We start from the raw sequence: 22,197 nt of genomic DNA on the forward strand, positions 1-22,197 counted from the left end.
TCCGCTTTGCATTCATTCTCGAAATCGTCCCGCGGGCTCGGAACGCGCGATAATATGAGGACGCGCGCGATCCGACCTACATTTCAAACAATGCAGGGCGATGTGGAACGTGTTCGGGGGAACCGACATACGGCTCTAACCGATGGAACACGGCCTTCGTTCGTGTCTCCCGATATCGTCATGCCCGTTGCAATCCTGTCGGTGAGCTCGGTAAGCTGACTCAACGACCAACATTGACCGCGCCGGCGGATCCGCACGTGCCAATTCCGGGCCCCATTTACGAACCGCCAACGCTTTGAATGCATTTCACGCAACAGCGCCTGCGAGCGTTGCGGGCTTAAGATTCCAAACCCGGTCAACCCGACCGGGAAAAGTAGGCTTTGCCGCTGTACGGCTGGCGGCTCGCGTGTTGTGCGCGGCGTTGGCCCTTGCGCTTTCTGCCGCGGCCGGTGTCACCGCCGCAACCGTCGCACGCGCCCAGCCGGTTGGCGGTGACGCCGGCGACCGCCTGGTCGGATGGGACACCTACCGTCGGCTGGATCTGTTGCCCTATCTGCGCACCGGCACGCAGGCGTTGCAGCTGTCGAGCTTCGACCGCAGCGGCGGTGATTTCGACTTCTCCACCGGCAACCGCAACGGCACCGGCGGATGTTTGGCGTCGGGCGGCGCGGGCTGCGTCGTCGCGGAGGATCGCGGTGCCGGCGAGGTGGATTCGATCTGGTTCACCCGCGACGGCGGCAAGGTGACCCGGATCGGAAGCATCCGTGTCGAGCTCGACGGCCGGACGGTATTGGACGCGCCCTTGCAATCGGTGGTTGATGGCGCGCTGGGTGCGCCGTTCGAATGGCCGCTGGTGGCCAACGCGGCGCAGTCGCCGGGCGGGGTGTATATCAAGGTGCCGATGCCCTACCGCGAATCGATGCGTATCAGCGTCACATCCAATCTCGAGTACTACCACGTCGACTATCGCCAATTCTCGACCGCCGAGGGCGTCACCACCTTCTCACCCGCCGATCGCGCAATCGACGTGCTGACCACACTGCGCGCGGCGGGCACCGCCGATCCCAAACCCTCGGCGGCGAGTCCGGTTCACGACAACCGGGTTGTCGATCTTCTCCCCGGTGCCGCGGCGACCATCGCGGAATCTGCAGGCCCGGGCAGCATCTCGGCGTTGCAGCTGCAGCTGCCGGAACCGACCGATCAGCTCCTGAACGGCGTGCGGCTGCAGATGGAATTCGATGGCCGGACCATGGTCGACTCCCCGCTCGGGGAGTTCTTCGGGGCCGGGTTGGGCGCCGTGACGGTACGGTCGCTGATGTTCTCCGCGGTTCCGCAACCCGGGGGATCGCTGTCGCTGTCCGCGTGGTGGCCGATGCCATTCGCGCATGCGGCTCGCATCACGCTCGTGAACACCACCGGCGACCCCGTGGCCAAAATTGGCAGCGACGTGGCAACCGAGCCCGACCCCGAGTGGGAGTCCGCGTTGGCGGGCGGACGCGCCGGCTACTTCACCGCCCGCTCCCACGCCGCGCCGACCACCTTCGGCCAGGACTGGTTGTTCGCCGACGAACAGGGCCACGGGAAGTTCGTCGGCGTCAGCCACACCATTCGCGGTTCCCGAATCAAAACCGCGTTCAGTGACAGCGCCCCATACTTCCTCGAAGGGGCGGAGCGTGTCTACACCGACGGTGCCGCGTCGCCCCAGTGGTACGGCACCGGCACCGAGGACCTTTACGAGGGCGGCTGGTATTTCAAGGACGGCACTCGATTCAGTGACCCGCTCACGGGTCAACCCGACCAACGCACGGTGGCCGGCGGCTGCGCCGACTATTGCGTCGCCGTCTACCGGCTCATGTTGGCCGACGCCGTCGACTACCACTCCGCGATCCGCTTCGGCATCGAGCACGGCAAGCGGAACATGGTCCAACCCGATTACAGCTCAACCGCTTTCCTTTACACGCAACCCAACGACGCCCTGACCGCCGGGGACGATGTCCGACCCAGCGATCCGGTCAGCCGACTGCTGCACGGCTACGCTGACGCCGACGCCGCCGATCAACTACTGGTCAGCGAATACGAGGGCAGCGAAGACACCCGTCCGGTCATCGGGTCGGTGCGCGCCGCCGCGGCCGCGATCACGTTCCACGTCGAAACCGACCCGGACAACCGAGGCATCCTGCTGCGTCGCACATCCGACCAAGCGAACGGATTCCAACGCGCGGACGTCGCGGTCGACGGCGTCCCCGTCGGGACCTGGCTTCAGCCGCGGAACAACGGTATTCACCGCTGGCTCGACGACACCTACCTCTTGCCGCCACCGGTGACTGCCGGCAAGGCGCAACTGACCCTCACCCTTACGCCCGCGCCCGATTCCCCGCCCTGGACGGCGAGCCGCTACCAGGTCGAAACGGTGACCGGTTGATCACTAGGCGGCGGTAGGCCGCATCACCCTGGCGGCCAGGAGCGAGGCGATCAAGACACCCGTCAATCCGGCGACGGGAGCCACCGACGACGACCATCCCGACAACACGAAATAGCCGAAGGCGGCGCCGACGGCCAGCAGGGTCGCGTGCACGGGCGTCCAGTGCTCGATGGACGGCAACCAAAACGCCAACCCCATGCCAAGGAGCAGCGCCAGAACGTGACCGAACGCGGTGAAATCCGCGTCGAGCGTCGCCATCAACGCGACGCCGAGCCACCACCCGATCCAGGCCGGGCGCCAGCGGGCCGGTATCGATGCGGTCAGGGCGCCCAGCACGCACACCGCGCCGTAGCTGATCCCGACGTCGGTGGCGCGCGCCACCGAGAACGGGAGCCATCCCGTTTCCACCGCGGCCACCAGCCCCACCGCGACGATCACGGTGGCGCCGATGTGGCCGACGGCAAAGGTGATCAGCAAACCTCGCCCGCGCCAGATGAGTTCACCCAGCGCCAGCAGGCACACCAGGCCCGGCAGCCAGAGGAAGACATCGCCGCCGTCGCTGACGAACGCGCTGCCGACCAGGCTGCCCAGGTTGCCGTGCGCCAGGTTGTGCAGGTTGGTGCTCATATCCCTTACCACCGCGGCGCGGGTGTGCCCACCCAGCGCCGACAGGGTGACCGAGACGGCGAGCAGCATGACGGTATACGCCGCCGTGACGCGCAGCCGGTCGGGGCGCGCACGAAGGTCCGTGCGGGACACCATCACTGACCGGTCCAGCCCCGGTCGCGCGCCAGCAGGTCGGCGACGGTTTCTCTACGCACAAGTTCACGCGACTTGCCACCGGAGACCGCGACCAGGGGCGGGCGGCCCACCATGCTGTGGCTCGGCACCATCGAGTGCTGGTAGGCACCGGTGCACGCGACGGCCAGCAGATCTCCCGGGCGGATGTCCGCGGGCAGCTCGACGTCGCGGGCGATTTCGCGACCGTCGCCATGCCGGCCGACGACGGTGACCGGTGCGGTGACGCTTGGACGGTGCCGATTGGCCAGCGCCACCGTGTATTTCGCGCCGGGCCGCTCCATGCCGTGGATGTCACTCGACCCGCCGTCCACCGCGACGAAGGTGTGCCCTCCGGGCTGACGTTTTACGGCGATCACCCGGCAGAGCATCATCCCGGCCCGCGCGGCGATGGCGCGGCCCGGCTCGATCACTATTCGCGGGCGAGGGAATTCGTGCTCGCCACAAGCCGATTCCAGCGCACCGTCGATGACGGTTCCCAGCGCACGTACGTCGAGTTCGGGGTCGCCCGGGAGGTACGGGACTGCATGCCCACCGCCCAGATTGAGTTCACTGAGCACGACCTGATGGCGGTCGCGGACCTCGGCCATCACACCGATCATCTGGCGGATCGCCTCACCGTAGAGCGAGGCGTCGGTGAGCTGTGACCCGAGCCGGCAGTGCAGCCCCACCAAATCCAGCCACGGCTGATCCAGGACACGCCTCAGCGCGCCGGCAGCCTGGCCGCCGGATAGCGCGAAGCCGAATTTCTGGTCGATCGCCCCAACGTCGGGGATGACCCCCACCAGGACGCGCTGACGGTGACGCACCCGGCAGGCCAGGAGTGAGACCTCGCTGGGCGTATCGATGACGATCCGTCCGACACCGGCGGCGATCGCGTCGCACAGCTCGGCCGCGGTGATCACCCCATCCAGGATGATCTGCGACGGGGGGACGTCGGCGGCCACGGCGGTGGCCAGCTCGCCGGCCGAGGCGACGTTCACGCCGGCCCCTTCGTCCGCGGCCCAGCGGGCCACGTCGACGCTCAACAGCGCCTTCCCGGCGTAGATCAGCTCGGCGTCGGGCAGTGTCGCGCGATAGCCCCGAATCCGGGCCCGGAAATCCTCTTCGTCCACCACGTACGCGGGCGTGCCGAATTCGGCGGCGAGGTCGTCGGCGGCCACGTCGCCCACGCAGAGCCGGCCCAGGTCGTCAACGTAGGCGCTCAGCGGCCAGATCGCGCGATCGAGATGCGGGTTCAGCCCGTGCCTCAGCGACGGAAGCAGCTCGAAGAGCGTCATGCCTCTACGGTGCCGGTCCGGCCCGGCGCGTGCCGCGTTCTTAACGAAGCCTTCACACCCGTGCGGCAAATCTTCACAGATTCGGAACACTGGCCGCGATCGAGGCGATCACCTCGTCCGCGGACACGATCGCGGTCGCGTAATTCGGAATGTTGACCTCGAGTGCGGCGCGCATCTCGACCTCCGAGTAGTCCGCCGTCCCGTCGCGCACCACCGTTACCTCGTACCCGAGCTCCGCGCCGTAGCGAACCGTGGCTTCGAGGCAGGTGTGGGCGATGAGTCCCATGACGATGAGCCGATGAACGCCGTGCCTCTTGAGCTGCAGGTCCAGGTCGGTGTTGGCGAAACCGCTCGAACACCAATGCTCGTGGGCGACGACGTCACCGGGCTGCGGCTCGAACCCGGTGCGAAGCTCACCGCCCCAGGTGCCGAATTCGAAGGTCTTGCGTGACCACGCCGCCTTCTGCACCGGCGCGATGTGTTTCCACGTCTCGTAATCGCCGGGGCGGTATCGGCGATGCAGCGCATAAAAGACGCGGATGTCCGCCCCGCGGGCCGCGTCGAGCACCCGCTTCATGTGGGTGACGCAGCCGTTGCCCTCGATGACGCCTTTCAGGCGTTCCCAGACCTTGCCGCCCGGGGAGATGAAGTCGTTGTACGGATCGATCAACACCAGCCCGGTCGTGTCCTTGCTGTACGTCACGCGGTCATCATCCCTCGTGGACGCCTTGACTGACCGATCTGCCTGCTGCTACACATGGGTGCGCCACAAATTTGGGCGATCGCCCAAAAGGCGGCGCTTGGAGGTGACGATGGGCCGGATGGACGGCAAGGTCGCGTTCGTGACCGGTGCGGCGCGCGGACAGGGCAGGAGTCACGCCGTCCGGCTCGCGCGCGAGGGCGCGGACATCATCGCCGTCGACATCTGCCGCAAGTTCGAGGCGTCACCCGTGGAGGGCGCCACCCCCGAGGATCTCGACGAGACCGCCGGCTTGGTCAAGGACGCCGGAGGCCGGATCGTCACCGCCGAAGTCGACGTCCGCGATTTCGACGGGCTGCGCGCCGCGGTGGACAGCGGCGTCGAACAGCTGGGACGCCTCGATGTCATAGTCGCCAACGCCGGCATCGGGACGACGGCGGGAAAGCTGCACAAGACCCCTGAGCCGCTGTGGCAGGAGATGATCGACGTCAACCTCAGCGGCGTCTGGAAGACGGTGAAGGCAGGGGTTCCGCACGTCCTGAACGGTGGCCGCGGGGGCTCCATCGTCCTGACGTCGTCGGTGGCGGGGGCCAAGGCCTACCCACACGTCGGCCACTACGTCGCGGCCAAACATGGGGTCATCGGCCTGATGCGTTCGTTCGCAGTCGAATTGGGCCAGCACATGATCAGGGTCAACGCCGTCCTCCCGACCCACACGAGCTCGCCCCTGCTGCTGAACGAGGCCACGTACCGCGCTTTCCGGCCCGAACTGGAGAACCCCGGACCCGACGACCTCGCGCCGGTGTGCCAGAGCTTCCACTACCTGCCCATCCCTTGGGTGACGCCCGAGGACATCAGCAACGCCGTGCTGTTCCTGGCCTCCGACGAAGCGCGCTACATCACCGGCGTCGCGCTGCCGGTGGATGCCGGCAGCTGCCTGAAATAGAGGAACGAATGATCGTCACCAGCGAGACGTCCGTCTACTACGACCCTTACGACACCGGCATCATCGCCGATCCGTATCCGACCTACGCGCGGCTGCGCGACGAGGCGCCCATCTATTACAACGACCGCTACGACTTCTGGGCGCTGTCAAGGCATTCCGACGTCGAACGGGCGCTGGCCAACTGGGAGGCGTTCTCCAACCGGCGCAGCGACATCCTCGAGCTGATCCAGTCGAAATTCGAGATGCCCGGCGGGGTCATGATGTTCCAGGATCCGCCCGAACACACACGGTTGCGCGGACTGATGTCTCGCGTGTTCACGCCCCGCCGGATGGCCGAACTCGAGGACCAGATCCGGCAATACTGCGTGCGGTGCCTGGACCCGCTCGTCGGCTCGTCGAGCTTCGACATCATCGCGGAGCTGGCCTCGATGATGCCGATGCGGGTGATCGGGATGCTGCTGGGAATCCCGGAATCCGAACAGGTCTCGGTGCGCGACGCGAACGACGCCAACCTGCGAACCAAGCCGGGCGCTCCGTTGAAGGTCGCCGACGCCGACTCGATCGCTGACGGCCGGATCTACGCCGACTACGTGGAATGGCGGTCCAAGCACCCGTCCGATGACCTGATGACGACGTTGCTCAACGTTGAGTTCGACGACGAGGACGGGGTGCACCGCAAACTGACGCGCAAGGAGGTGCTGCATTACACGCAGGTGGTCGCCGGCGCCGGCAACGAGACGACCGGCCGGCTGATCGGCTGGCTGGCCAAGGTGCTCGCCGAGCATCCCGACCAGCGCCGCGCGGTCTATGAGGACAGGTCGCTGTTGACCCGCACCGTCGACGAGACGCTGCGATTCGAACCGACGGGACCGCACGTCGCGCGTTGGATGGCCAGGGATTTCGAGTGCTACGGCACGACGGTTCCGGCGGGCAGTGCCATGCTGCTGCTCTTCGGCGCCGCCAATCGCGACCCCCGCCGCTACGCCGACCCGGACAGCTACGACATCCGGCGGGACAACATCTCGCACATCACGTTCGGGAAGGGTGTGCACTACTGCCTCGGCGCCAATCTCGCCCGTCTCGAGGGCCGAGTCGCGCTGGACGAGATGCTCAACCGCTGGCCCGAATGGGGAATCGACTACGAGACAGCGAAACTCGCACCGACCTCGACGGTGCGCGGTTGGGAGCGGCTAGAGGTGGTGCTGCCCTGAGTCAGGCGCCTCGAACCGGTCGATGAGCCGGCTGACGAGCGCGATGGCCTCGTCGTGGCCGCGCGTCGCGCCGAGGGAACCTTCCATGATGAGGGTCTGGCCGACGGCGGCAATAACAACCGCGAGGCCGGCGGGCGGGAATTCCGCGACATCCAGCGCATTCTCGCGGACAACCTGGTTGAGTGCGGCGATCTGCCGGCTCCGCCACCGTTCGGACCACGCCGCGATCTCGGCCCGAATGTCCTTGCGGTGGTTGGCCAGGCCCATGAACTCCTGCAGCAGCCGGGCGTCCTTCGGCTCGATGAGGGTTCGCCACAGGGCATGCAGGGGACGGTCGGAGGCCAGCGCCTGATCTTGGCGCTCGAGATAGGCCGCCGCGCCGCGGCGGAACACGTCGAGGTACAGCTCGTCCATGGAGGGGAAGTAGTAATGCACCAGGGCCGGTTTCACGCCGGCCTTTGCCGCCACCCGGCGCGAAGTCGCCGCCGCATAGCCCTCGTCGACCATGACCTGGATCGTTGCGTCGATGAGCAAGTCGCGGGTCGTCGAGTCCCTGGCCATCACCGGACCCTAAGTTGGGCGGTCACCGGGAATCAACAACGCCCATGATTAGAAGATGGAGCGGCGGGGAACTGTTTGACCGAACATTTCAGAAAGTGAAGGATCACAGCGTGGCCGCCAGCTTCCGGGACATCATCCAGTCCAAGTACCTGCTCCTGACGACGTTCACCAAGGACGGCCGCCCGAAACCGACGGCGATCTGGGGTGTGCCAGAAGGCGACAAGCTTCTGGTCATCACCGACGACGGCTCCTGGAAGGTCAAGCGGATCAACAACACGCCGCGGGTGACGATCGCCAGGAGCGGATCGCTCGGCAAGCCGAAGAGCGAACCGGTCGAGGGCGTGGCCCGGGTCCTGCCGAAGTCCGAGACGCGGCGCGTCTACAACGCCGTGCTCAAACGGTACTGGTATCACGCCTGGTGGTTCTATGCCCATTCGATCGTGCGGGGCGGCATCGACAAGGTGCACGTCGGCCTGGAAATCAGGCCGGCCGCTTAGCGTCGCTCTTGGGATCGATCAGGATCTTCGCGTGCGCCTCGGGGTCACCGAGCGCGTCGAACGCGGCCTCGACGCCCGACAGCCCGACCGTCCCGGTGATCAGCGGCTCGACGTTGACCTTGCCGTCGGCGAGCATATGCAACGTATCGCGGAACTCGAGCGGCGTGTAGCCGAGCACGAACCGCAGGTCTATCTCTTTGTTGATCGCCATCGCCGGACGGATGTGGTCGGCACCCATACAGACGCCGACGACGACGACGCGCGAAAACAGCGGCGCGCCGGCGATGATGCCGTCGATAATCCCGGGCACGCCGACGCACTCGAAGATGACGGGATGCTTGGGCGTCGCGGCGCCGGCGGCCTCGGCGGCGCGCCAGAGATGCCACCACGGCAGCCGCAGGCGCTGCAGCCGTTCGATCGTTCCGACCGCAAGATCGAACGCCTCCAGGATGCCGTGCAGGTGTTTGCGGCCCGCGTCCGTGGCATATGGCGACTCCTGTGCGGGGTCGACGACGATATCTGCCCCGCAGGCCGTCGCCAGCGCCCGGCGGCCAGGTGAGAAGTCGCTCGCGATCACGGTGCGTACACCGTGCGACTTGAGCATGCAGATCACCGCGAGACCGATTGGCCCGCAACCGATGACGATCGCGACGTCGCCTTTGCCCACCTCGCCGCGCCGGACGGCGTGCCAGGCGACGGCCATCGGCTCGGTCAGCGCGGCGACGTCGGGGGACAGCCCGTTGGGGACGGCGAACGTCAACGACCGCTCAACGAGCAACTGTTCGGCGTAGGCGCCGGGCGCCATCGTCGAGAGTCCGATCCCGTGTACCTCTTTGCCGCGCCGCAGCAGCGGCAGGGCCACGACCCGTGTGCCGGGCCGTGGGGCCTTCCGGGTGCCGGGTCCGTAATCGAGTACCTCGCCGCAGAATTCATGACCGAACACGACGCGCTGATCCGACCGCATGAACGCGTCGTACCCGGACTCGGCCATCACGTCGGCGAGCTCGTCGCAGTGGCGGCGGGCGTGCAAGTCGGATCCGCAGATGCCACACCTGAGCACCTCGAGCAATAGCTGCCCCTTGGCGGGGGTCGGCGTCGGGACGTCGACCACGTCGAGCTTGGCGTTGGTGCACGTGACGCTCTTCATTCTTCGATCCTGCTACACGGTCGCCGATCTAGGACCAACCGGTTGCAGTCCTGCCGCCTGTTTCAACTCGTCGTAGGCCCGCCGGGTGCACCGGGAAAGGTGGGGCATGTCGTCGAGTGCCGCGGCATTGGCGACGAAGCCGAAGTCCATGCTGTCGTGATAGGACGCGAAAGTGGCGTTGAGTCCGATCGAGGCGGCGATGGCGGAAATCGGATAGATGCCGAGCAGGCGCGCACCGTTGAGGTACCGGATCTCCCTGGCCCCCGCCACGTTCGAAATGACGAGGTTGCATGCCGGACGGGCGACACGGTCGAGGTGCGTCGAGGCCCCCAGGCCGGCGAGCGCAACCAACCCGACCGCGTAGGTCATAGCGGCCTCGTTGGACATGCGGGCGAGTTCCTTCTTGCAGAGGGCGACCGAGTCCACGACCTGATGGATCCGTTCCGCCATGCTCGCCCCCGGCTCTCCGAGGCGTGGGAACAGGGCCGACACTCGGGTGCCTATCGCCGTGTCCTCGGCGTCGCGCAGCGACACCGGACACATCGCGATGAAGGGGTGCGCGAAGTCCCGGCCGGTCTCCCGGAGATAGGCGTGCAGCCCGCCGTCGACGACGGTCACCGCCACGTCGTTCAGGGTCGCCCCGAGCCGCCGGCCGATCTCATGCATCTCTTCCAGCGGCAAGGAAAGCGTCGCGAAGCTCCGCCCGATCTGCAACGGGGCATTGGTCGGTGCGTGCTGGGCCGTAAACGGCAGGCTGCCCTCGAGATGCGTTCGGAAACGGCTCGCGAGCACCTTGCGCAGCGCGCCGACCGAAAGCTGGTTCAACACCCCGACCTGCGTGATCGCCCCGCGAATCGAATCGACCACGCGCGCCGTGACGGGCGTCGGTGGGTGCTGTTTGGTCGGTGGCGCGCCGAGCGCAAAGGCGGGTGCGGGGACGACGCGTTCCCCCGTCATGCTCAACCCGGCATACAGAAGCCTCAGACCGGACTCGCCGTCGATGATCGAGTGATGAGTCTTGGTGTAGATCGCGAACATGCCGCCCGGCACCCCATCGATCACCCAACACCGGAAAAGCGGGCGGTCGCGGTCGAGTTGTGGCTCGTGCAGATCGGCGACGAGTCGCAGCAGGTCGTCGTAGGAGGAGCCGGCGGGCAGGGCCAGGTGTCCGACGTGGTAGTGCGGGTCCCACTGCGTCATCTCCCGGAACCGGGGGGCGCCCCGGCCGAGCAGCTCCGGAATGTAGTTGAAGGGCGGCGCCGGCGTGCACGCACGGTACGCCTCCACGATTTCGCGCACTATGGGCGCGCGGCCGGCCGGCTTCTTGAACAACAGCATCGCGCCGACGTGCGTCGTGCCGGAGGGCGACTCGATCAACAGCCATGAAAGGTCCAGCGGCGGAATCGGTTTGGTCATGCCGTACCTCCGATCGGATGTCCCGTCACCCGGCTTGGGTGCGCGGAAGCCCGAATATTACGGCGATGTTCTCTCCGTGGACCACGGCCGACGAGGGCACTAGGGCCCCGGTATGGCAGCCGTTAGTCCCTCAGCTCTGACACGCGGCGCCCCGCTCAGCTCACGGCACGAAGGGCTTCGAACGTGTCAGCCAGAGTCTCCTGCGGATCCCGGTAGGTAATGCCGAGTTCCCGCTCGCTCGGTGAATCGTCGGACGCCGGCATCTGCGTGTAGTACTGCATCCCGGCCCACGTGAAGGGCGTATCGAAGGGTACGAACCGGCTGGCGCGATCCATCACCGCGCCGGCGACGCGCAGGGCGGTATCGGGGATCGGAACCGAGACCATCGCCGACCCGGACACCTCGCCGAGCATTTTCGCCAACTCTGCCGCCGGAACGCGATGGCCGCCCGCCATGTACCGGCGCGGGCCGCGGCCGGGTTCGAGGAGCGCCGCGTGCAACGCTGCCAAATCGCGCACATCGACGATCAACCAGGCCCCGCTCCGGCCCGGGATCACATGCATCTGCAGGGCGGCCCTGACGCCTTCGCCGGCCTCACCGAACTGGTCACCCACCGGCGGACCGATGACCATGCCCGGGTAGGTGATGTTCACCGGCGCGCCCGCGTCCTGCAGACCGCGGGCATAGATCTCGACCTGCGCCTTGGACGTCCCGTAACCGTCCGCCCCTCCGACGACCGGCAGGTCCGCCGACAGCTCTTCCAGGCCCGCATGGAAGAGCGCGCTGAAACTGGACACGTGGACGATCGGGTCCAGGCCGAGTTCGACGGCCTGACCCAAGACGTTCTGGGCCCCCTGCATATTGGTGGTGAGCATCTGCGCGGTCTGGCGCGGGTCGGTGGCCACCAGGGCCGCGCTGTGCACGACGGCTTCGCAGCCGTCCAGCGCCTGGCGCACCGCCATGCGGTCCGTGATGTCGGCGACGGCATAGTCCGACACGTCGACACCCAACTCGGCCACCGAAGTCTTCAGCTTGGCGGGGGTGCGCACCAGAAACCGGATGTCGTGGCCGGCGTCGGCTATGGCCTTGGCCGTCCAGCCGCCGACGAATCCCGTACCGCCTGTGATCAGAACGCGCATGGTGGAATCTTTGCAGGACCGGGTGGCCTACAGGTGACTGGAGGCGAAGTTGGCGGCTTGACCCGTCATCCCGTTCATTCCGTAGGAGGTGTGCGCGGCGAAGCCGTCGCCGCCGGCGCTGCCGCATATCGGATCGCCCTGGGCGCAGAGCTCCAGCGTCTTCGGCTGATACAGCGGGCCGATGGCGAGCGGCGGGGCGTGGTACTTCTGCAGGAAGTCACCCGACGGCGTCCCGAACAGGGTGACCGCGGCGACGTGGTTGGCGACGTCCGCCGGCATGGGCGGCGGCACGGCCGACGCGGGCACGCCCGCCGGAACGGCCGCCGACGTCACATACCCGGCTAGCGCGGCGCCCTGCGAATACCCGCCGAGCACCTCGCGGGTGTTGGGGCAGTTCTTCGCCGTGGCCTCGACGTGCGAGCTGGCGTCACGGATGCCGTCGACCACGGTCTGGGGAAAGTTCGGATTTGAAAAGTCGGTGCTCGCAGGGTAATTGACCGCATACACGCCGAGCGATCGGGATCCGATCTGCGAACGCAGCGCGTCCACGAACGACCCGCCGATGCCCCCGACGCCGGGCGGCTCGCCCGACCCGCGCGCGAATACCACCTCCACGTCGGGACACGCCGGATCCGCGGACGCCGACGGGCTGGGCGCGCTGGCCACCAGGGCGCCGGCCGCCAGTGCCGCCAGTCCAGCGAGCACCGACAGCCGGCGCAGCCCGGAACGCCTGATCACTTCTTGAACGCGTCTTTCACCTTTTCACCGGCGTCCTTGAGGCTGGACTTCGCCTGGTCCGCCCGGCCCTCGTCCCTGGTCTCGTGGTCGCCGGTCGCCTTGCCGATGGCCTCCTTGGCGCGGCCGCCCAGGTCCTCGATCTTGTTCTTCAGCTTGTCTTCGTTGCTCATGCCGCTGTGGCTACCCCGCTTTGCCACAGGTTGAAACCCCGCCCTGCCATGATGGAGGTCGTGAGCGCCGCAATCGTGGTCGCAATAGTCGTGGGGCTGATGCTCCTCGGCATCGGCATGGTGGTCAATCAGCTGCTCCGGTTGCGGCGGTATCTGCGGGACTCGCCGACCGCGCCCCCACCCGGCCCCGAGCCGCCGGACGGGCTCAGCTAGCGGAAACGGGACCGTTGCGCGGGGCCGGCTGATAGCTTCGTCCTCGTGGTAGCGGGGCGGCGCGGCACCGTGAAACCGTCAGTGCTTCTGGTCACCGACGACGGCCTGCCGCGCGGCGTCTCCGGCGCCGCCGATCCACACTTCGCCAACGTCGTGAAATTGTTCGCGCAGCTGTTCCCCGGCCGCCGGTTCGGTGGCGGGGCGCTGAGCGTCTATGTCGACGGCGTGCCCGTGGTCGACGTCTGGACCGGATGGTCGGACCGGGCCGGCAACCAGCGCTGGACCGCCGACACCGGGGCGATGGTGTTCTCGGCGACCAAGGGTGTCGCCTCGACCGTGATCCACCGGCTGGCCGACCGCGGCCTGCTGTCGTACGACGAGCCCGTCGCCGAATATTGGCCCGAGTTCGCGGCCAACGGCAAGGAAGAGATCACCGTGCGTGACGTCCTGCGGCACCGCTCCGGGTTGTCGCATCTGCGCGGCGTCACGAAGGCCCAGTTGATGGACCACGCGCTGATGGAGGAGCGCCTCGCCGCCGCGCCCGTCGACCACTTGCGGGGCGTCCAGGCCTATCACGCTTTGACCTACGGCTGGCTGCTGTCCGGGCTGGCCAGGGCGGTGACCGGCAAGGGCATGCGGGAGCTGATCCGCCAGGAGGTCGCCCGGCCCCTCAACACCGACGGCTTACACCTCGGCCGGCCTCCGGAAGGCTCGCCGACCCGGGCCGCGGAAATCTTGATTCCGCAGGGCCGGCTGCGCGCCCCGGTGTTCAACTTCATCGCCCCCAAGATGGCCGGCCTCCCGTTCTCCGGCGCCCTGGGCGCGATGTACTTCCCCGGTGTCGTCTCCCTGATCAAGGGTGACACCCCCTTCCTCGACGGTGAGGTTCCGGCCGCCAACGGCGTGGTAACCGGCCGCGGGCTGGCGAAGATGTATGCCGTGCTGGCCAACGACGGCCGCATCGACGGCAAGAAGTATCTGTCCGAGGAGCTGACGCGCGGCCTGGCGGGGCAGGCCCGGCGGAAGTGGCCCGACGCGAACATGGTGGTGCCCATGCCGTTTCACCTCGGCTACCACGAGTCGCCGGTGCCGGGCTTGCTGCGCGGATTCGGCCATGTCGGCCTCGGGGGAACGCTGGGCTGGGCCGACCCCGAGGCGGGCGGCTCCTTCGGCTTCGTGCACAACCGGTTGCTCACGCCGCTGCTGTTCGACATGGGATCCTTTGCGGGACTTGCCCGCCCGCTGCGCAACGCCATCCTGGCCGCCCGCGACCAGGGTCCGCTGCCGGTGCCGCAGCTGGGCGCCGCCTACGCCAAGGCCGCCCGGCGCAAGGCGGCCCTATAGCCGGGCGGCGACGAAGTTCGCGGCTTGAGCCGTCATCCCCGACTGGACGTACGAGCCGTGCGCCAACACGTTGCCACCGCCGGAGCACGCGGGGTCACCGTCGGCGCACTCGTCGATGGTCTTGGCGCTGTACGGCGGGCCGATCGGCGGGAACACCGTACCGGCGAGGGTGCCGGCCAGTGGGCTGGTCGGGTTGCCGAAAACTGCGATCGCCGCGACGTGGTCTGCCGCTTGCGGCGGTAGGGCCTTGGTGGCCAGGTCCATCACACCCGCCCCCTGAGAAAACCCGCCGAGCACCAACCGCGTGTTGGGGCACCGGGCGATCATGTCCTGCACGTGAGCGACCGTGTCGTCGGCACCGGCTTGGGCACTCGTCGCGAAAGCCGTTGTCGCCGGGTAGTTCACCGCGTAAACGCCCATCGACCGCCCGGCGAGCTGCGCACCCAGGGAGTCGATGAACGCCTGGCCCACCTGGCCGACGCCGGAGGACTGTCCCGTGCCGCGGGCGAACACCACCTCCACGGCCGGGCACGGATCGGCCTCGACGGAAGGAATGCCGATGGGCCCGCTCAGCAGAGCCGCACACACCGGGACCGCGAGACCGGCGACGCGAAAGATGCGCTCCCCGATCACCGCTCCATGCTGACATAGGCGTTTCCACGCGGCAGCGTCAGCGGAAGGTCGGCGTAGGTGACGATGCCCGGCGCCGCGGCGACGACGGCCGGGATCGCGTTGATCGCGGGCATCGCGGTCATGATGTGGCCGAGGTCCATGAACTCCTCGAGCGTGGTGGCCGCAAAGTACGGCGGCGGAAGGAAGCCCACCTTCGTGGTCACCGTCGGTTGCCCGTCGATCTGGATGACCCAGCCGTCTTGTTCGATCTTCCAGTCGGGCTCGAGCGTCTGGCCCTTGCGCCACCGCACGTTCAGGTCGATCAACGTGGTGTCGCCGACGATACCCTGCCAGCTGATGTACACGCCCGCTACGCATCCCGCGGGGATGGTCCACGAAGTCATCTCGAGGTCCGCGGTGGTCTGGGCGAACTCGGCGACGCACTTCACCTCGTCGAGCTCGACGCCGAGCGCGTCACCCACCAGCCGGACGGCCTCCCCGAAGATCGCCGTCCCCTTTTCCGCCATCGCCTGCAGGTCCGGGTGGTCGATCGGCTGGCCGAAGCCGACCGGCTTCTCGGTCTCCGGTGAGTCATAGAAGGTGGTGTCGGCGGCCTCGTTGACCGTGACCTTGTCGATCCGGTTGCACACCATCGCCGACACGATGGCCAGTAGCTCGGCGAAGCCCGGGCTGACGCCGGACCCGAAGATGGTCGAGCCGCCCTTGGCGCAGGCCTCCGAAATCTTCTCGCGGCCGTTGCCGAGATTGTGCCCCGTGATGAACGACGCCGTGGTCACCACGTTGACGCCCGCCGACAGAATGCGGACCAGCTCGTCGACGTCGATCCACATCGGGTTGTAGACCACGCAGTCGGGTTTGAGCGCGAGCAGTGCGTCGGCGTCGGCGGTGGCCGCCACGCCGAGCGGTGCGATGCCGACGAGGTCGCCGGCGTCGCGCCCCACCTTCTCGGCTGACCAGGCGTAGCAACCCACCAACTCCAGGGTGGGGTTGGTGACTATCGACTTCAGCGAGCTCTTGCCGACATTGCCGGTGTTCCACTGAACCACGCGATAGGTGTTTGGCACTCGCTCAGCATAGGGAATCGCGCCCCGGGTTAGTAGGCGGATTCGGCCGCCAATATCTCGGCGAGAAAGGCGTCGTCCGCCGGCCGGTCCAGCCGCGCCCGCGCCCACCGGCGCACCCGCTCGCGGGTGTCGGCCGACTCCGCGTTCTCGGCCCCGATGAGCACGGAGGCCGCCGACCAATCGTGATCCCAGGCCGCCGACTCCGAAAGGGGCCATTGCCCGGCCTCGGCCAGGGGGAGGGTCGCGCGGCCGTCGGCGTCGAGGGCGCCGGTGCCGGAAATCGATCCCGAGCGCAGCCGCACCCCGATGCCGGTGGCTGGGTCCGGGCCGATGACGGCCACCCGCACGTGGGCGACGACCGCGGTTCCGGCCGCCTCGATCGTCCAGTCGACGGTGTTCTCGCCGGCGTCGAAGATCCCGGGCGGAACCCCGCCCCAGTGGACTGACCCGACGCCGCGGGCGATCGGGGCCGTGGAGGGCCTGCCCGCGTCCGCGCCGGCGGCCAGCGCGTAGTCGTCGCGGCGGCCGCTCGGAAAGACCAACACCGCAGCCGAATCGTCAAGCGCGGCAAACAGTTCGGGCCAGCCGGGGCCGTCCACACCCAATTCGTCGGCCAGGCCGGCGCCGGCTCGCACCAGATCCACCGCGCGCGGATCACCGTCCGCGACATGCGCGGCCAGGGCGGTGGCGTGCGGCGCCAGCAAGCCGGCGACGTCGGAATCCAGGGTGTCATCGGCGAAGAAGCCTTGCGCGCCGGCGGTCAACACCGCGACCTCGAGGTCCAGCAGCGCGCGATCGAGGCCGGCGATGCCGTCCTGTCGACTCGCGGGCCACCAGCGCCGCAGCCAGTGGCCCACGGCCAACCGGCGTAGCGGCCCGACCGACCCCGGCAGGATGTCCACCCCGGCGAGGTCGATGCTGCTTGGCTCGTCCGCCCCGCCCACCGCGGAAGCGAGTGCGACATGCCCGGATTCGCCGAGCACCCGCCAGAGCCAGTCGGCACGGCCGAAATCGGTGAATGTGATGTGGGCCTTGGCGTCGTTGGGGTCGTCCAGGGTCCACGACAGCACCGCGCCGCTGACCTCGAGCACCGCGGCCAGAGGAGTCGTCTCGGTGGTGGGGCCGGTAGTCCACAGACCGGAATCGGCGACCAATCTCATCCCGCCACCTGCAATTCCAGCATCGACTTGATTCGCTGCCGGTGATCCAGACTCACCGACCGCGCGACCCCCTCGAGCAGCGACCGCACGTCATCGACATCGTCGCAGGGCTCCTGCCAGACGTCGCGCCCGTGCAGCCGCGCCCACAGCCGGCTCAGGTAGGGCTGCGCGTACGCGGCGAGGTCGTCGACCACCTGCCGCTGGCGTGGATGGATCGGGCCGCCCTCGGCGAGGTAACGGCGGGCGTGCAGCACGTAGGCTTCCCTGCGCAGCCGCGCCTGGATCTGCGCCGCGAGGGCGTAGCGGCTGGCGACGGACGGGTCCAGCGGAGCCAACTCCGTCGCGATCTCGATGCCCGCGACGAGCGTGGCCTGTTTGTCCTCCGACAGCAGGCCCCAGGGCGCGCAGGCCCGGTCGACTTCCTCCTCGCAGAGCAGGGGAATGTCGGGCAGCGCGTCGCGGTCCAGGGCGCGGCGCAGGGTGGCGCGCACCCGGTCCACCACGCTGCGGTCGAGCGGCCGGTCGCTGTCGGCCCCGCCGGCCACGCGCGGTCGTTGTTGCGGCGCAACCGAACTCAGCCCCAGCTCGATTATCGACCACGGCAGTTGCGCCGCCTCGACGCGGGCCAGCGCGCCCAGGTTGTAGGGCGTCGCGTCGGCGATCATCGCCGACCAGACGCGCTGCCGGGCCGTCGTGGTGCGGTGGCTGTTGGCCGGTCCCAGGACGGTGGCGAGTTCGGCCAGGAACGGGCCGGTGACGGTGGCGCCCGCCCGCACGTCGCGCCAGCTGCGGTCGAGCTGGTCGGCCAACTTGGCCACCGCCTCGGGGTCGGCCAGGTACTGATGCAGCACCTCGATCGCGGTGCGGTCGCGACCCTGGTGGACGTCTTCCAGCACCGCGGCCGCCGTCTCTTGATCCTCGGCCGCCGGTTGGCCTTTCGTCACCGCGAGCTCGAAGCACACCGGGAAGTACAGTTCCTGGGCGTTTCCGGTGCGGATGCGCCGCCGCCGCCGCTCCATCTTGAGTACCTCGAACCAGGCAGCGGCCGAACGCAATTCGGCTGCGCTGCCGACGATCAGCTCCCGCATCGCATCGGCCGTCTCCGGGGTGACGACCGGTGCCGAATACTGCGGGTTGGAACGCAACCGGAGCACCAGCGGGTCGATGATGCGTTTGACGGTGCGGCTCAGCGGGCCGCCGTCGTCGCTGCTGAGCACCTCCACACCGGGGCCGATCGCCCGCCACGCCGCGTCGATCACCGACCGGCGGGGGTGGCCGACCGCGACGGCCAGCTGTGAATCCGCGCTCATCTGCCCAGAATAGGGGCTTCGCGTCGAACGCGGCAGCCGAAAACTTGGGTTCGGTAGCCGGCCGCCGGCCGCACGCTGGTGGCATGAAGAAGCTGTCAGTGCTGGTCGACCGGGTCCGGTCCGCCCGGCGTCGGGGCGGAGGGGACCGCGCCGTCGGGGTCGGCACCGTGCGCGCGGTCGAGCGACAGGTTTTCATCGAGGTGGTCGCCGTCTCCGGTGAGACGTTCATCGGCAAGTTGGCCCGGTGCGGCGACGATCTCGACCTCTCGGTGCTGCGGCCCGGTCTGGTGGTCCTGGTGGCCTTCGATCCCGCTGCACGGGAGAGCCTTTCGCTGCCCGACGATGTGCTTGCGGTGCACGCGGCGTGGGTGGCGTCGCTGTGAGCGCTACCGGGCGCCGTCCACCGCGAAGCTGACGACGGCGCCCCAATACAGCGGGCTGGCCGTGGTATCGCCGTCGCGCCAGCGCCGCATCTGTTCGCGCTGCCACCGGTTCACCGCGCACCCGGCGTCCCCGTCGGCGCCATGGGCGCGATCCACGGCGACAACGACACCGGCCATCGGATCGGCGGTGGCCGTGGTGAACTGGCGATATGCCGCGGACGTGGGTAGCGACCACAGGGTGGCCGTCACCAACTGGGCGCCGCCCAGGATCATCGCCGCCACCAGCCCGGTCGCCTCGTCGAATTGGTAGTCCCCACCCGAGCCGCAGGCGAGCAGGGCCACCCGCGGCGGCATCGGCAGCGCTAAGGACATCAGGTCCGAGGCGGTCAGCGGGCGGTGATCGCCGATAGCCTCGGCGTCGCCGGGTATCTCGGCGGTGTCGGCGAGGTGCAGCGCGGCCCGATCGGCCTGGCCGTCGGCCGAACTGGCGTGGCCCACATACAGCAGCCTGCTCGGCGCAAGGGTCAACAGCTTGGCCAGCCACGTGCGGTCGGCATCCTGGCGACGGAACAATTCGACCGCGGCGTCCACGGACGGCAGCACCGGCCGGTGCTCCAGCACGTCGGTGAAGTATTGTGCCAATGGCGTTGCAGGCGAGGGCCTGCCGAGCACCGAGCCCAGCGCCGAGTCGGGGCGCTGTCCCGGCACCCGGGGATCGAGCACCAGGAGCGGCGGACCGTCCTTCCTCGCGCCCCAGGAGACCGTCACCCGCGGCGAGTGCACGATATTCGGCGGGACCGCCAGCAACACGTCGACCAGTTCCATCAGCCGGTGACCGTCGGTGTGCTTTTCGATATCGGCGAGCTGCCACGGGATTCGGGCCGCCGTCCGGCCGCTTGCGGTGATGGCATCCTGGCGCGCGCGCACCAATTCTTCCTTGCTGGGCCCCGATTTCGGCAACGCCAGCAGTCCCCAGGGAACCCGAGCCAGCCGCGCGCTGGGCGAGACGAACAGCACCGCCCGCGGCTGGGTCACGCACTCGGTCAACAGCTGCCAGCCGGGGGAGCCGATCAACAGCACCCCGAGGATGTAGGCGAGCGTCAGCTCTCTGTCCGGCGCCGCGAAGGGCCCGGTGGTCAGCGCGCGCTCGATGGCGTCGCGCCGTCCCTCGGTGCCGTACGGCTCGGGCAGGGCGCTCACCAGTTCGTCGAGCGCGGCCAGCAGCAGCGGCTCTTCGATGACCCAGTTGACGGTCCGCGACGGCTCCCCGACGACCCGCAAGCTGGCGTAGGTGGCGATCCCGACGTCGGCATACCTCAGGATCAGCGTGGTTCGATCGGTCTCGCTCATGGCCACGTCGACCAGGCCGCCTCGGCCGCGGTGACCGCGCGGCCGTAGCGCTGGAGAGCCAGCTCACGATACTGGCTCAGGATCGGCTCCGCTTCGGGCTGCATGCGCAGCGGCGGCAACGGCCCGAGCCGGGTCAGCGATGCGCCACCGGTAGCCGGCGAGCCGGCCGCCGCCAGCGCGGGCGCGGGCTCCAGATCGGGATCGACCGGGACCGCTGGGGTGGCCGTCGATGCCCATTCGCCGGTGCGCGGCCGCTGGTCACCGGTATCGAAAGTCCCGCGCGCGCTGTGGTATTCGACCAGTTGGCTGATCAGCTCGGTGTTCTCCCATTCCCAGGCGACGGCGAAGGCGCCGGCCAGGACGGGGCCGGAAACGGTGGTGGCCCAGCGGGATCTCGCGTCGGCGTCGGCGATCGAATACCGCACCGAGTCAACGGCCAGCGCTGCGGGAACCTTGAGCTCGGCGGCCTGCTGGAGTTTGGTCATGCCGCGCCGGTATTTTTCGGTGCCGACCTCGCCGTGGAGGATTCCGAGCCCCTCCGCCTGGCGCGCCTCCGTCTCCTGCAGCGTCTCGTCGGGATCGCCCGAGCTGTCGAAGCCGAGGTCGGCCAACGCGTCCGCGCGCCACACGGTTCCGAGATGATTGTCGAGCAGCGCGTACTGTAGCCAGCTGCTGCGCGGCGACGAGTCGAGCAGTTCACGGGCCTGGGCGATCAGCTCGACCGCGTCGGCGAAGCGGCTCCAGAAGATCGCTATCCAGCTACGTTGCAACAGGATACGGTGCAGATACAGCGGCTTTCCCAATTCCCGCCAGTGCCGCTCGGCGTGTCCCCAGCATTCGTCGGCGGCTTCCAGCTTGCCGGCCCCCAGTCGGGTGAGTCCCATGAAAAGCCAGCAGCGGGCGGCGTCGTGGGCCCGGTCGTGACGGGCGATGACGGGGTAGGCCTCGGAAACCAGTTGCTCGGTGCCGGCGTGGTTGTTGGCCGCCCAGCACGCCGCCGCCCGCTCCAATTGCGCTCGCGCCGTGGCAAGCTCCCAGCCGTTGGCCTGGGCCCGGGCTTCCGCGCGGCGCAGCCAGGGATCCGCTTCCGATAGCCGGCCGGTTTCGACGCAGAACCTTCCGTAGCCGGTACCGGCGACGACCCGAACGTGGTCAGCGTCCGCGCCCGTACCGTTGTAGTCTTCCATGGCGCCAACGACGTTCTGCCACAGCGGAACCGACCGGACATGTAGGTCGTCGTCGCAGAGCGCCGTCGCGCACAGGACCCGGGCATGGATGCGCAGGCGCGCGTGTTCGTCGGCCAGGTCGGGAAGGTCCGCGTCCGAGCCGTCGTCGTCCAGCGTGGCCAACGCCGCGGCCGCGCCTTCGTGGTCGCCGATCGCCGCGGCCAGGCCGGCCTGCAGAAACTGAGCCCGCCGTGAGTACCGACGGATCATGTGCGTGATGCCGGCGTCGGCGGGCATGCTCGCATAGATCGATACGCAGTCTTGAATGCGCCGGATGGATTCGCGCACGCCGTCATTCGCGCCACGGTCGAGATAGATCTCGCCGAGCTGGGCAAGGACTTCCAGCATCAGATCGTCCCGGTCTTCCCGCTCGATGCGCGGTATCAAGGACAGCAACAGATCACGGGCCCCGGCTTCGTCGGCCGCGTACGCCAGGCGGCGCGCGTTGTCCAATTCGTCGGGGATCGACACGGCTGCATCATAAGTCCG

The 22,197-nt window shown here is 68.5% G+C and carries 22 protein-coding genes; 7 read left to right on the top strand and 15 right to left on the bottom strand.

Going from position 1 to position 22,197, the window contains the following annotated elements; translation table 11 throughout:
- The first annotated feature begins 421 nt into the window (after positions 1–421).
- Positions 422–2,422 carry a glycoside hydrolase family 172 protein gene (locus tag A5691_RS17780; protein WP_082950390.1) on the top strand — a complete coding sequence of 667 codons (2,001 nt, stop codon included), beginning with the start codon at positions 422–424 and terminating at the stop codon, positions 2,420–2,422.
- A gap of 3 nt (positions 2,423–2,425) precedes the next feature.
- Here A5691_RS17780 and A5691_RS17785 read toward each other — a convergent pair whose 3' ends face one another.
- The 3 genes from A5691_RS17785 to A5691_RS17795 all read right to left on the bottom strand — a co-directional run bounded on the left by A5691_RS17785 (position 2,426) and on the right by A5691_RS17795 (position 5,203).
- Positions 2,426–3,184, bottom strand: coding sequence for a rhomboid-like protein (locus A5691_RS17785; protein ID WP_068018902.1), 759 nt, complete (start codon positions 3,182–3,184; stop codon positions 2,426–2,428).
- The gene (locus A5691_RS17790; RefSeq protein WP_068266733.1) at positions 3,184–4,500 is read right to left on the bottom strand and encodes a diaminopimelate decarboxylase; all 1,317 of its coding nucleotides are present in this window, start codon (positions 4,498–4,500) and stop codon (positions 3,184–3,186) included. Before A5691_RS17790 ends, A5691_RS17785 begins: the two co-directional genes overlap by 1 nt.
- Before the next feature lie 73 nt (positions 4,501–4,573).
- Positions 4,574–5,203 (bottom strand): cysteine hydrolase family protein, encoded by a 630-nt coding sequence (locus A5691_RS17795; protein ID WP_067747204.1) that lies wholly within the window; start codon positions 5,201–5,203, stop codon positions 4,574–4,576.
- A 109-nt stretch (positions 5,204–5,312) separates the two neighbouring features.
- On the opposite strand from A5691_RS17795, the gene A5691_RS17800 reads away from it, so the two are divergent.
- Both A5691_RS17800 and A5691_RS17805 read left to right on the top strand, forming a co-directional pair.
- On the top strand, positions 5,313–6,146 hold the full coding sequence (locus A5691_RS17800; RefSeq protein WP_067747249.1) for a mycofactocin-coupled SDR family oxidoreductase: 834 nt from the start codon (positions 5,313–5,315) through the stop codon (positions 6,144–6,146).
- An 8-nt stretch (positions 6,147–6,154) separates the two neighbouring features.
- Positions 6,155–7,357, top strand: a complete 1,203-nt coding sequence (locus A5691_RS17805; protein ID WP_068018867.1) for a cytochrome P450 — start codon at positions 6,155–6,157, stop codon at positions 7,355–7,357.
- Here A5691_RS17805 and A5691_RS17810 read toward each other — a convergent pair.
- Positions 7,337–7,918, bottom strand: coding sequence for a TetR/AcrR family transcriptional regulator (locus A5691_RS17810; RefSeq protein WP_068018870.1), 582 nt, complete (start codon positions 7,916–7,918; stop codon positions 7,337–7,339). The two genes, A5691_RS17805 and A5691_RS17810, sit on opposite strands and share 21 nt — an antisense overlap.
- Before the next feature lie 110 nt (positions 7,919–8,028).
- On the opposite strand from A5691_RS17810, the gene A5691_RS17815 reads away from it, so the two are divergent.
- Positions 8,029–8,415 carry a PPOX class F420-dependent oxidoreductase gene (locus tag A5691_RS17815; RefSeq protein WP_067747251.1) on the top strand — a complete coding sequence of 129 codons (387 nt, stop codon included), beginning with the start codon at positions 8,029–8,031 and terminating at the stop codon, positions 8,413–8,415.
- On the opposite strand, the gene A5691_RS17820 is transcribed toward A5691_RS17815, so the two are convergent.
- The 5 genes from A5691_RS17820 to A5691_RS17840 all read right to left on the bottom strand — a co-directional run bounded on the left by A5691_RS17820 (position 8,399) and on the right by A5691_RS17840 (position 13,025).
- A complete protein-coding gene (locus tag A5691_RS17820; protein WP_068018873.1) occupies positions 8,399–9,562 on the bottom strand; it encodes a zinc-binding dehydrogenase in 1,164 nt (387 codons plus the stop codon). The two genes, A5691_RS17815 and A5691_RS17820, sit on opposite strands and share 17 nt — an antisense overlap.
- A 12-nt stretch (positions 9,563–9,574) precedes the next feature.
- On the bottom strand, positions 9,575–10,978 hold the full coding sequence (locus A5691_RS17825) for a wax ester/triacylglycerol synthase family O-acyltransferase (protein WP_068018876.1): 1,404 nt from the start codon (positions 10,976–10,978) through the stop codon (positions 9,575–9,577).
- Positions 10,979–11,133: 155 nt separating this feature from the next.
- Positions 11,134–12,117: an NAD-dependent epimerase/dehydratase family protein gene (locus A5691_RS17830; RefSeq protein WP_067747214.1), complete on the bottom strand. Its 984-nt coding sequence runs from the start codon at positions 12,115–12,117 to the stop codon at positions 11,134–11,136.
- A gap of 27 nt (positions 12,118–12,144) precedes the next feature.
- Positions 12,145–12,852 (bottom strand): cutinase family protein, encoded by a 708-nt coding sequence (locus tag A5691_RS17835; protein ID WP_369807373.1) that lies wholly within the window; start codon positions 12,850–12,852, stop codon positions 12,145–12,147.
- Entirely contained in the window at positions 12,852–13,025 is a 174-nt protein-coding gene (locus A5691_RS17840) for a CsbD family protein (RefSeq protein ID WP_055403166.1), read from the bottom strand. Before A5691_RS17840 ends, A5691_RS17835 begins: the two co-directional genes overlap by 1 nt.
- A gap of 60 nt (positions 13,026–13,085) precedes the next feature.
- Between A5691_RS17840 and A5691_RS28390 the strand changes: the two genes are divergently transcribed.
- The gene (locus A5691_RS28390) at positions 13,086–13,238 is read left to right on the top strand and encodes a hypothetical protein (protein WP_197499110.1); all 153 of its coding nucleotides are present in this window, start codon (positions 13,086–13,088) and stop codon (positions 13,236–13,238) included.
- A gap of 69 nt (positions 13,239–13,307) precedes the next feature.
- Complete coding sequence (locus A5691_RS17845; RefSeq protein WP_068018879.1) at positions 13,308–14,582, top strand: serine hydrolase domain-containing protein; 1,275 nt, start codon at positions 13,308–13,310, stop codon at positions 14,580–14,582.
- On the opposite strand, the gene A5691_RS17850 is transcribed toward A5691_RS17845, so the two are convergent.
- Genes A5691_RS17850 through A5691_RS17865 form a run of 4 tightly spaced genes read right to left on the bottom strand, consistent with a single transcriptional unit; the run spans position 14,577 to position 18,749 of the window.
- On the bottom strand, positions 14,577–15,215 hold the full coding sequence (locus A5691_RS17850) for a cutinase family protein (protein ID WP_067783077.1): 639 nt from the start codon (positions 15,213–15,215) through the stop codon (positions 14,577–14,579). The genes A5691_RS17845 and A5691_RS17850 overlap by 6 nt on opposite strands.
- The gene (locus tag A5691_RS17855) at positions 15,212–16,279 is read right to left on the bottom strand and encodes a dihydrodipicolinate reductase (RefSeq protein WP_068018881.1); all 1,068 of its coding nucleotides are present in this window, start codon (positions 16,277–16,279) and stop codon (positions 15,212–15,214) included. Before A5691_RS17855 ends, A5691_RS17850 begins: the two co-directional genes overlap by 4 nt.
- A 29-nt stretch (positions 16,280–16,308) precedes the next feature.
- Positions 16,309–17,439, bottom strand: coding sequence for a hypothetical protein (locus tag A5691_RS17860; RefSeq protein WP_068018884.1), 1,131 nt, complete (start codon positions 17,437–17,439; stop codon positions 16,309–16,311).
- Complete coding sequence (locus A5691_RS17865; RefSeq protein WP_068018888.1) at positions 17,436–18,749, bottom strand: hypothetical protein; 1,314 nt, start codon at positions 18,747–18,749, stop codon at positions 17,436–17,438. Before A5691_RS17865 ends, A5691_RS17860 begins: the two co-directional genes overlap by 4 nt.
- Before the next feature lie 44 nt (positions 18,750–18,793).
- Between A5691_RS17865 and A5691_RS17870 the strand changes: the two genes are divergently transcribed.
- Positions 18,794–19,132 (top strand): hypothetical protein, encoded by a 339-nt coding sequence (locus tag A5691_RS17870; protein WP_067783072.1) that lies wholly within the window; start codon positions 18,794–18,796, stop codon positions 19,130–19,132.
- A gap of 3 nt (positions 19,133–19,135) precedes the next feature.
- On the opposite strand, the gene A5691_RS17875 is transcribed toward A5691_RS17870, so the two are convergent.
- Together A5691_RS17875 and A5691_RS17880 are read right to left on the bottom strand one after the other, a co-directional pair.
- Positions 19,136–20,482 (bottom strand): CHAT domain-containing protein, encoded by a 1,347-nt coding sequence (locus A5691_RS17875; RefSeq protein WP_068018906.1) that lies wholly within the window; start codon positions 20,480–20,482, stop codon positions 19,136–19,138.
- The gene (locus A5691_RS17880; protein ID WP_067888837.1) at positions 20,479–22,179 is read right to left on the bottom strand and encodes a hypothetical protein; all 1,701 of its coding nucleotides are present in this window, start codon (positions 22,177–22,179) and stop codon (positions 20,479–20,481) included. Before A5691_RS17880 ends, A5691_RS17875 begins: the two co-directional genes overlap by 4 nt.
- Between the last annotated feature and the right edge of the window lie 18 nt (positions 22,180–22,197).

The organism is Mycobacterium sp. E183, from assembly GCF_001667735.1.
Classification (GTDB): domain Bacteria; phylum Actinomycetota; class Actinomycetes; order Mycobacteriales; family Mycobacteriaceae; genus Mycobacterium.

Coding starts and splice junctions, on each gene's coding strand:
- A5691_RS17785 (WP_068018902.1), bottom strand. CDS start 3,184: ATGGTGTCCCGCACGGACCTTCGTGCGCGCCCCGACCGGCTGCGCGTC.
- A5691_RS17790 (WP_068266733.1), bottom strand. CDS start 4,500: ATGACGCTCTTCGAGCTGCTTCCGTCGCTGAGGCACGGGCTGAACCCG.
- A5691_RS17800 (WP_067747249.1), top strand. CDS start 5,313: ATGGGCCGGATGGACGGCAAGGTCGCGTTCGTGACCGGTGCGGCGCGC.
- A5691_RS17805 (WP_068018867.1), top strand. CDS start 6,155: ATGATCGTCACCAGCGAGACGTCCGTCTACTACGACCCTTACGACACC.
- A5691_RS17810 (WP_068018870.1), bottom strand. CDS start 7,918: ATGGCCAGGGACTCGACGACCCGCGACTTGCTCATCGACGCAACGATC.
- A5691_RS17820 (WP_068018873.1), bottom strand. CDS start 9,562: ATGAAGAGCGTCACGTGCACCAACGCCAAGCTCGACGTGGTCGACGTC.
- A5691_RS17825 (WP_068018876.1), bottom strand. CDS start 10,978: ATGACCAAACCGATTCCGCCGCTGGACCTTTCATGGCTGTTGATCGAG.
- A5691_RS17830 (WP_067747214.1), bottom strand. CDS start 12,117: ATGCGCGTTCTGATCACAGGCGGTACGGGATTCGTCGGCGGCTGGACG.
- A5691_RS17840 (WP_055403166.1), bottom strand. CDS start 13,025: ATGAGCAACGAAGACAAGCTGAAGAACAAGATCGAGGACCTGGGCGGC.
- A5691_RS17860 (WP_068018884.1), bottom strand. CDS start 17,439: ATGAGATTGGTCGCCGATTCCGGTCTGTGGACTACCGGCCCCACCACC.
- A5691_RS17865 (WP_068018888.1), bottom strand. CDS start 18,749: ATGAGCGCGGATTCACAGCTGGCCGTCGCGGTCGGCCACCCCCGCCGG.
- A5691_RS17875 (WP_068018906.1), bottom strand. CDS start 20,482: ATGAGCGAGACCGATCGAACCACGCTGATCCTGAGGTATGCCGACGTC.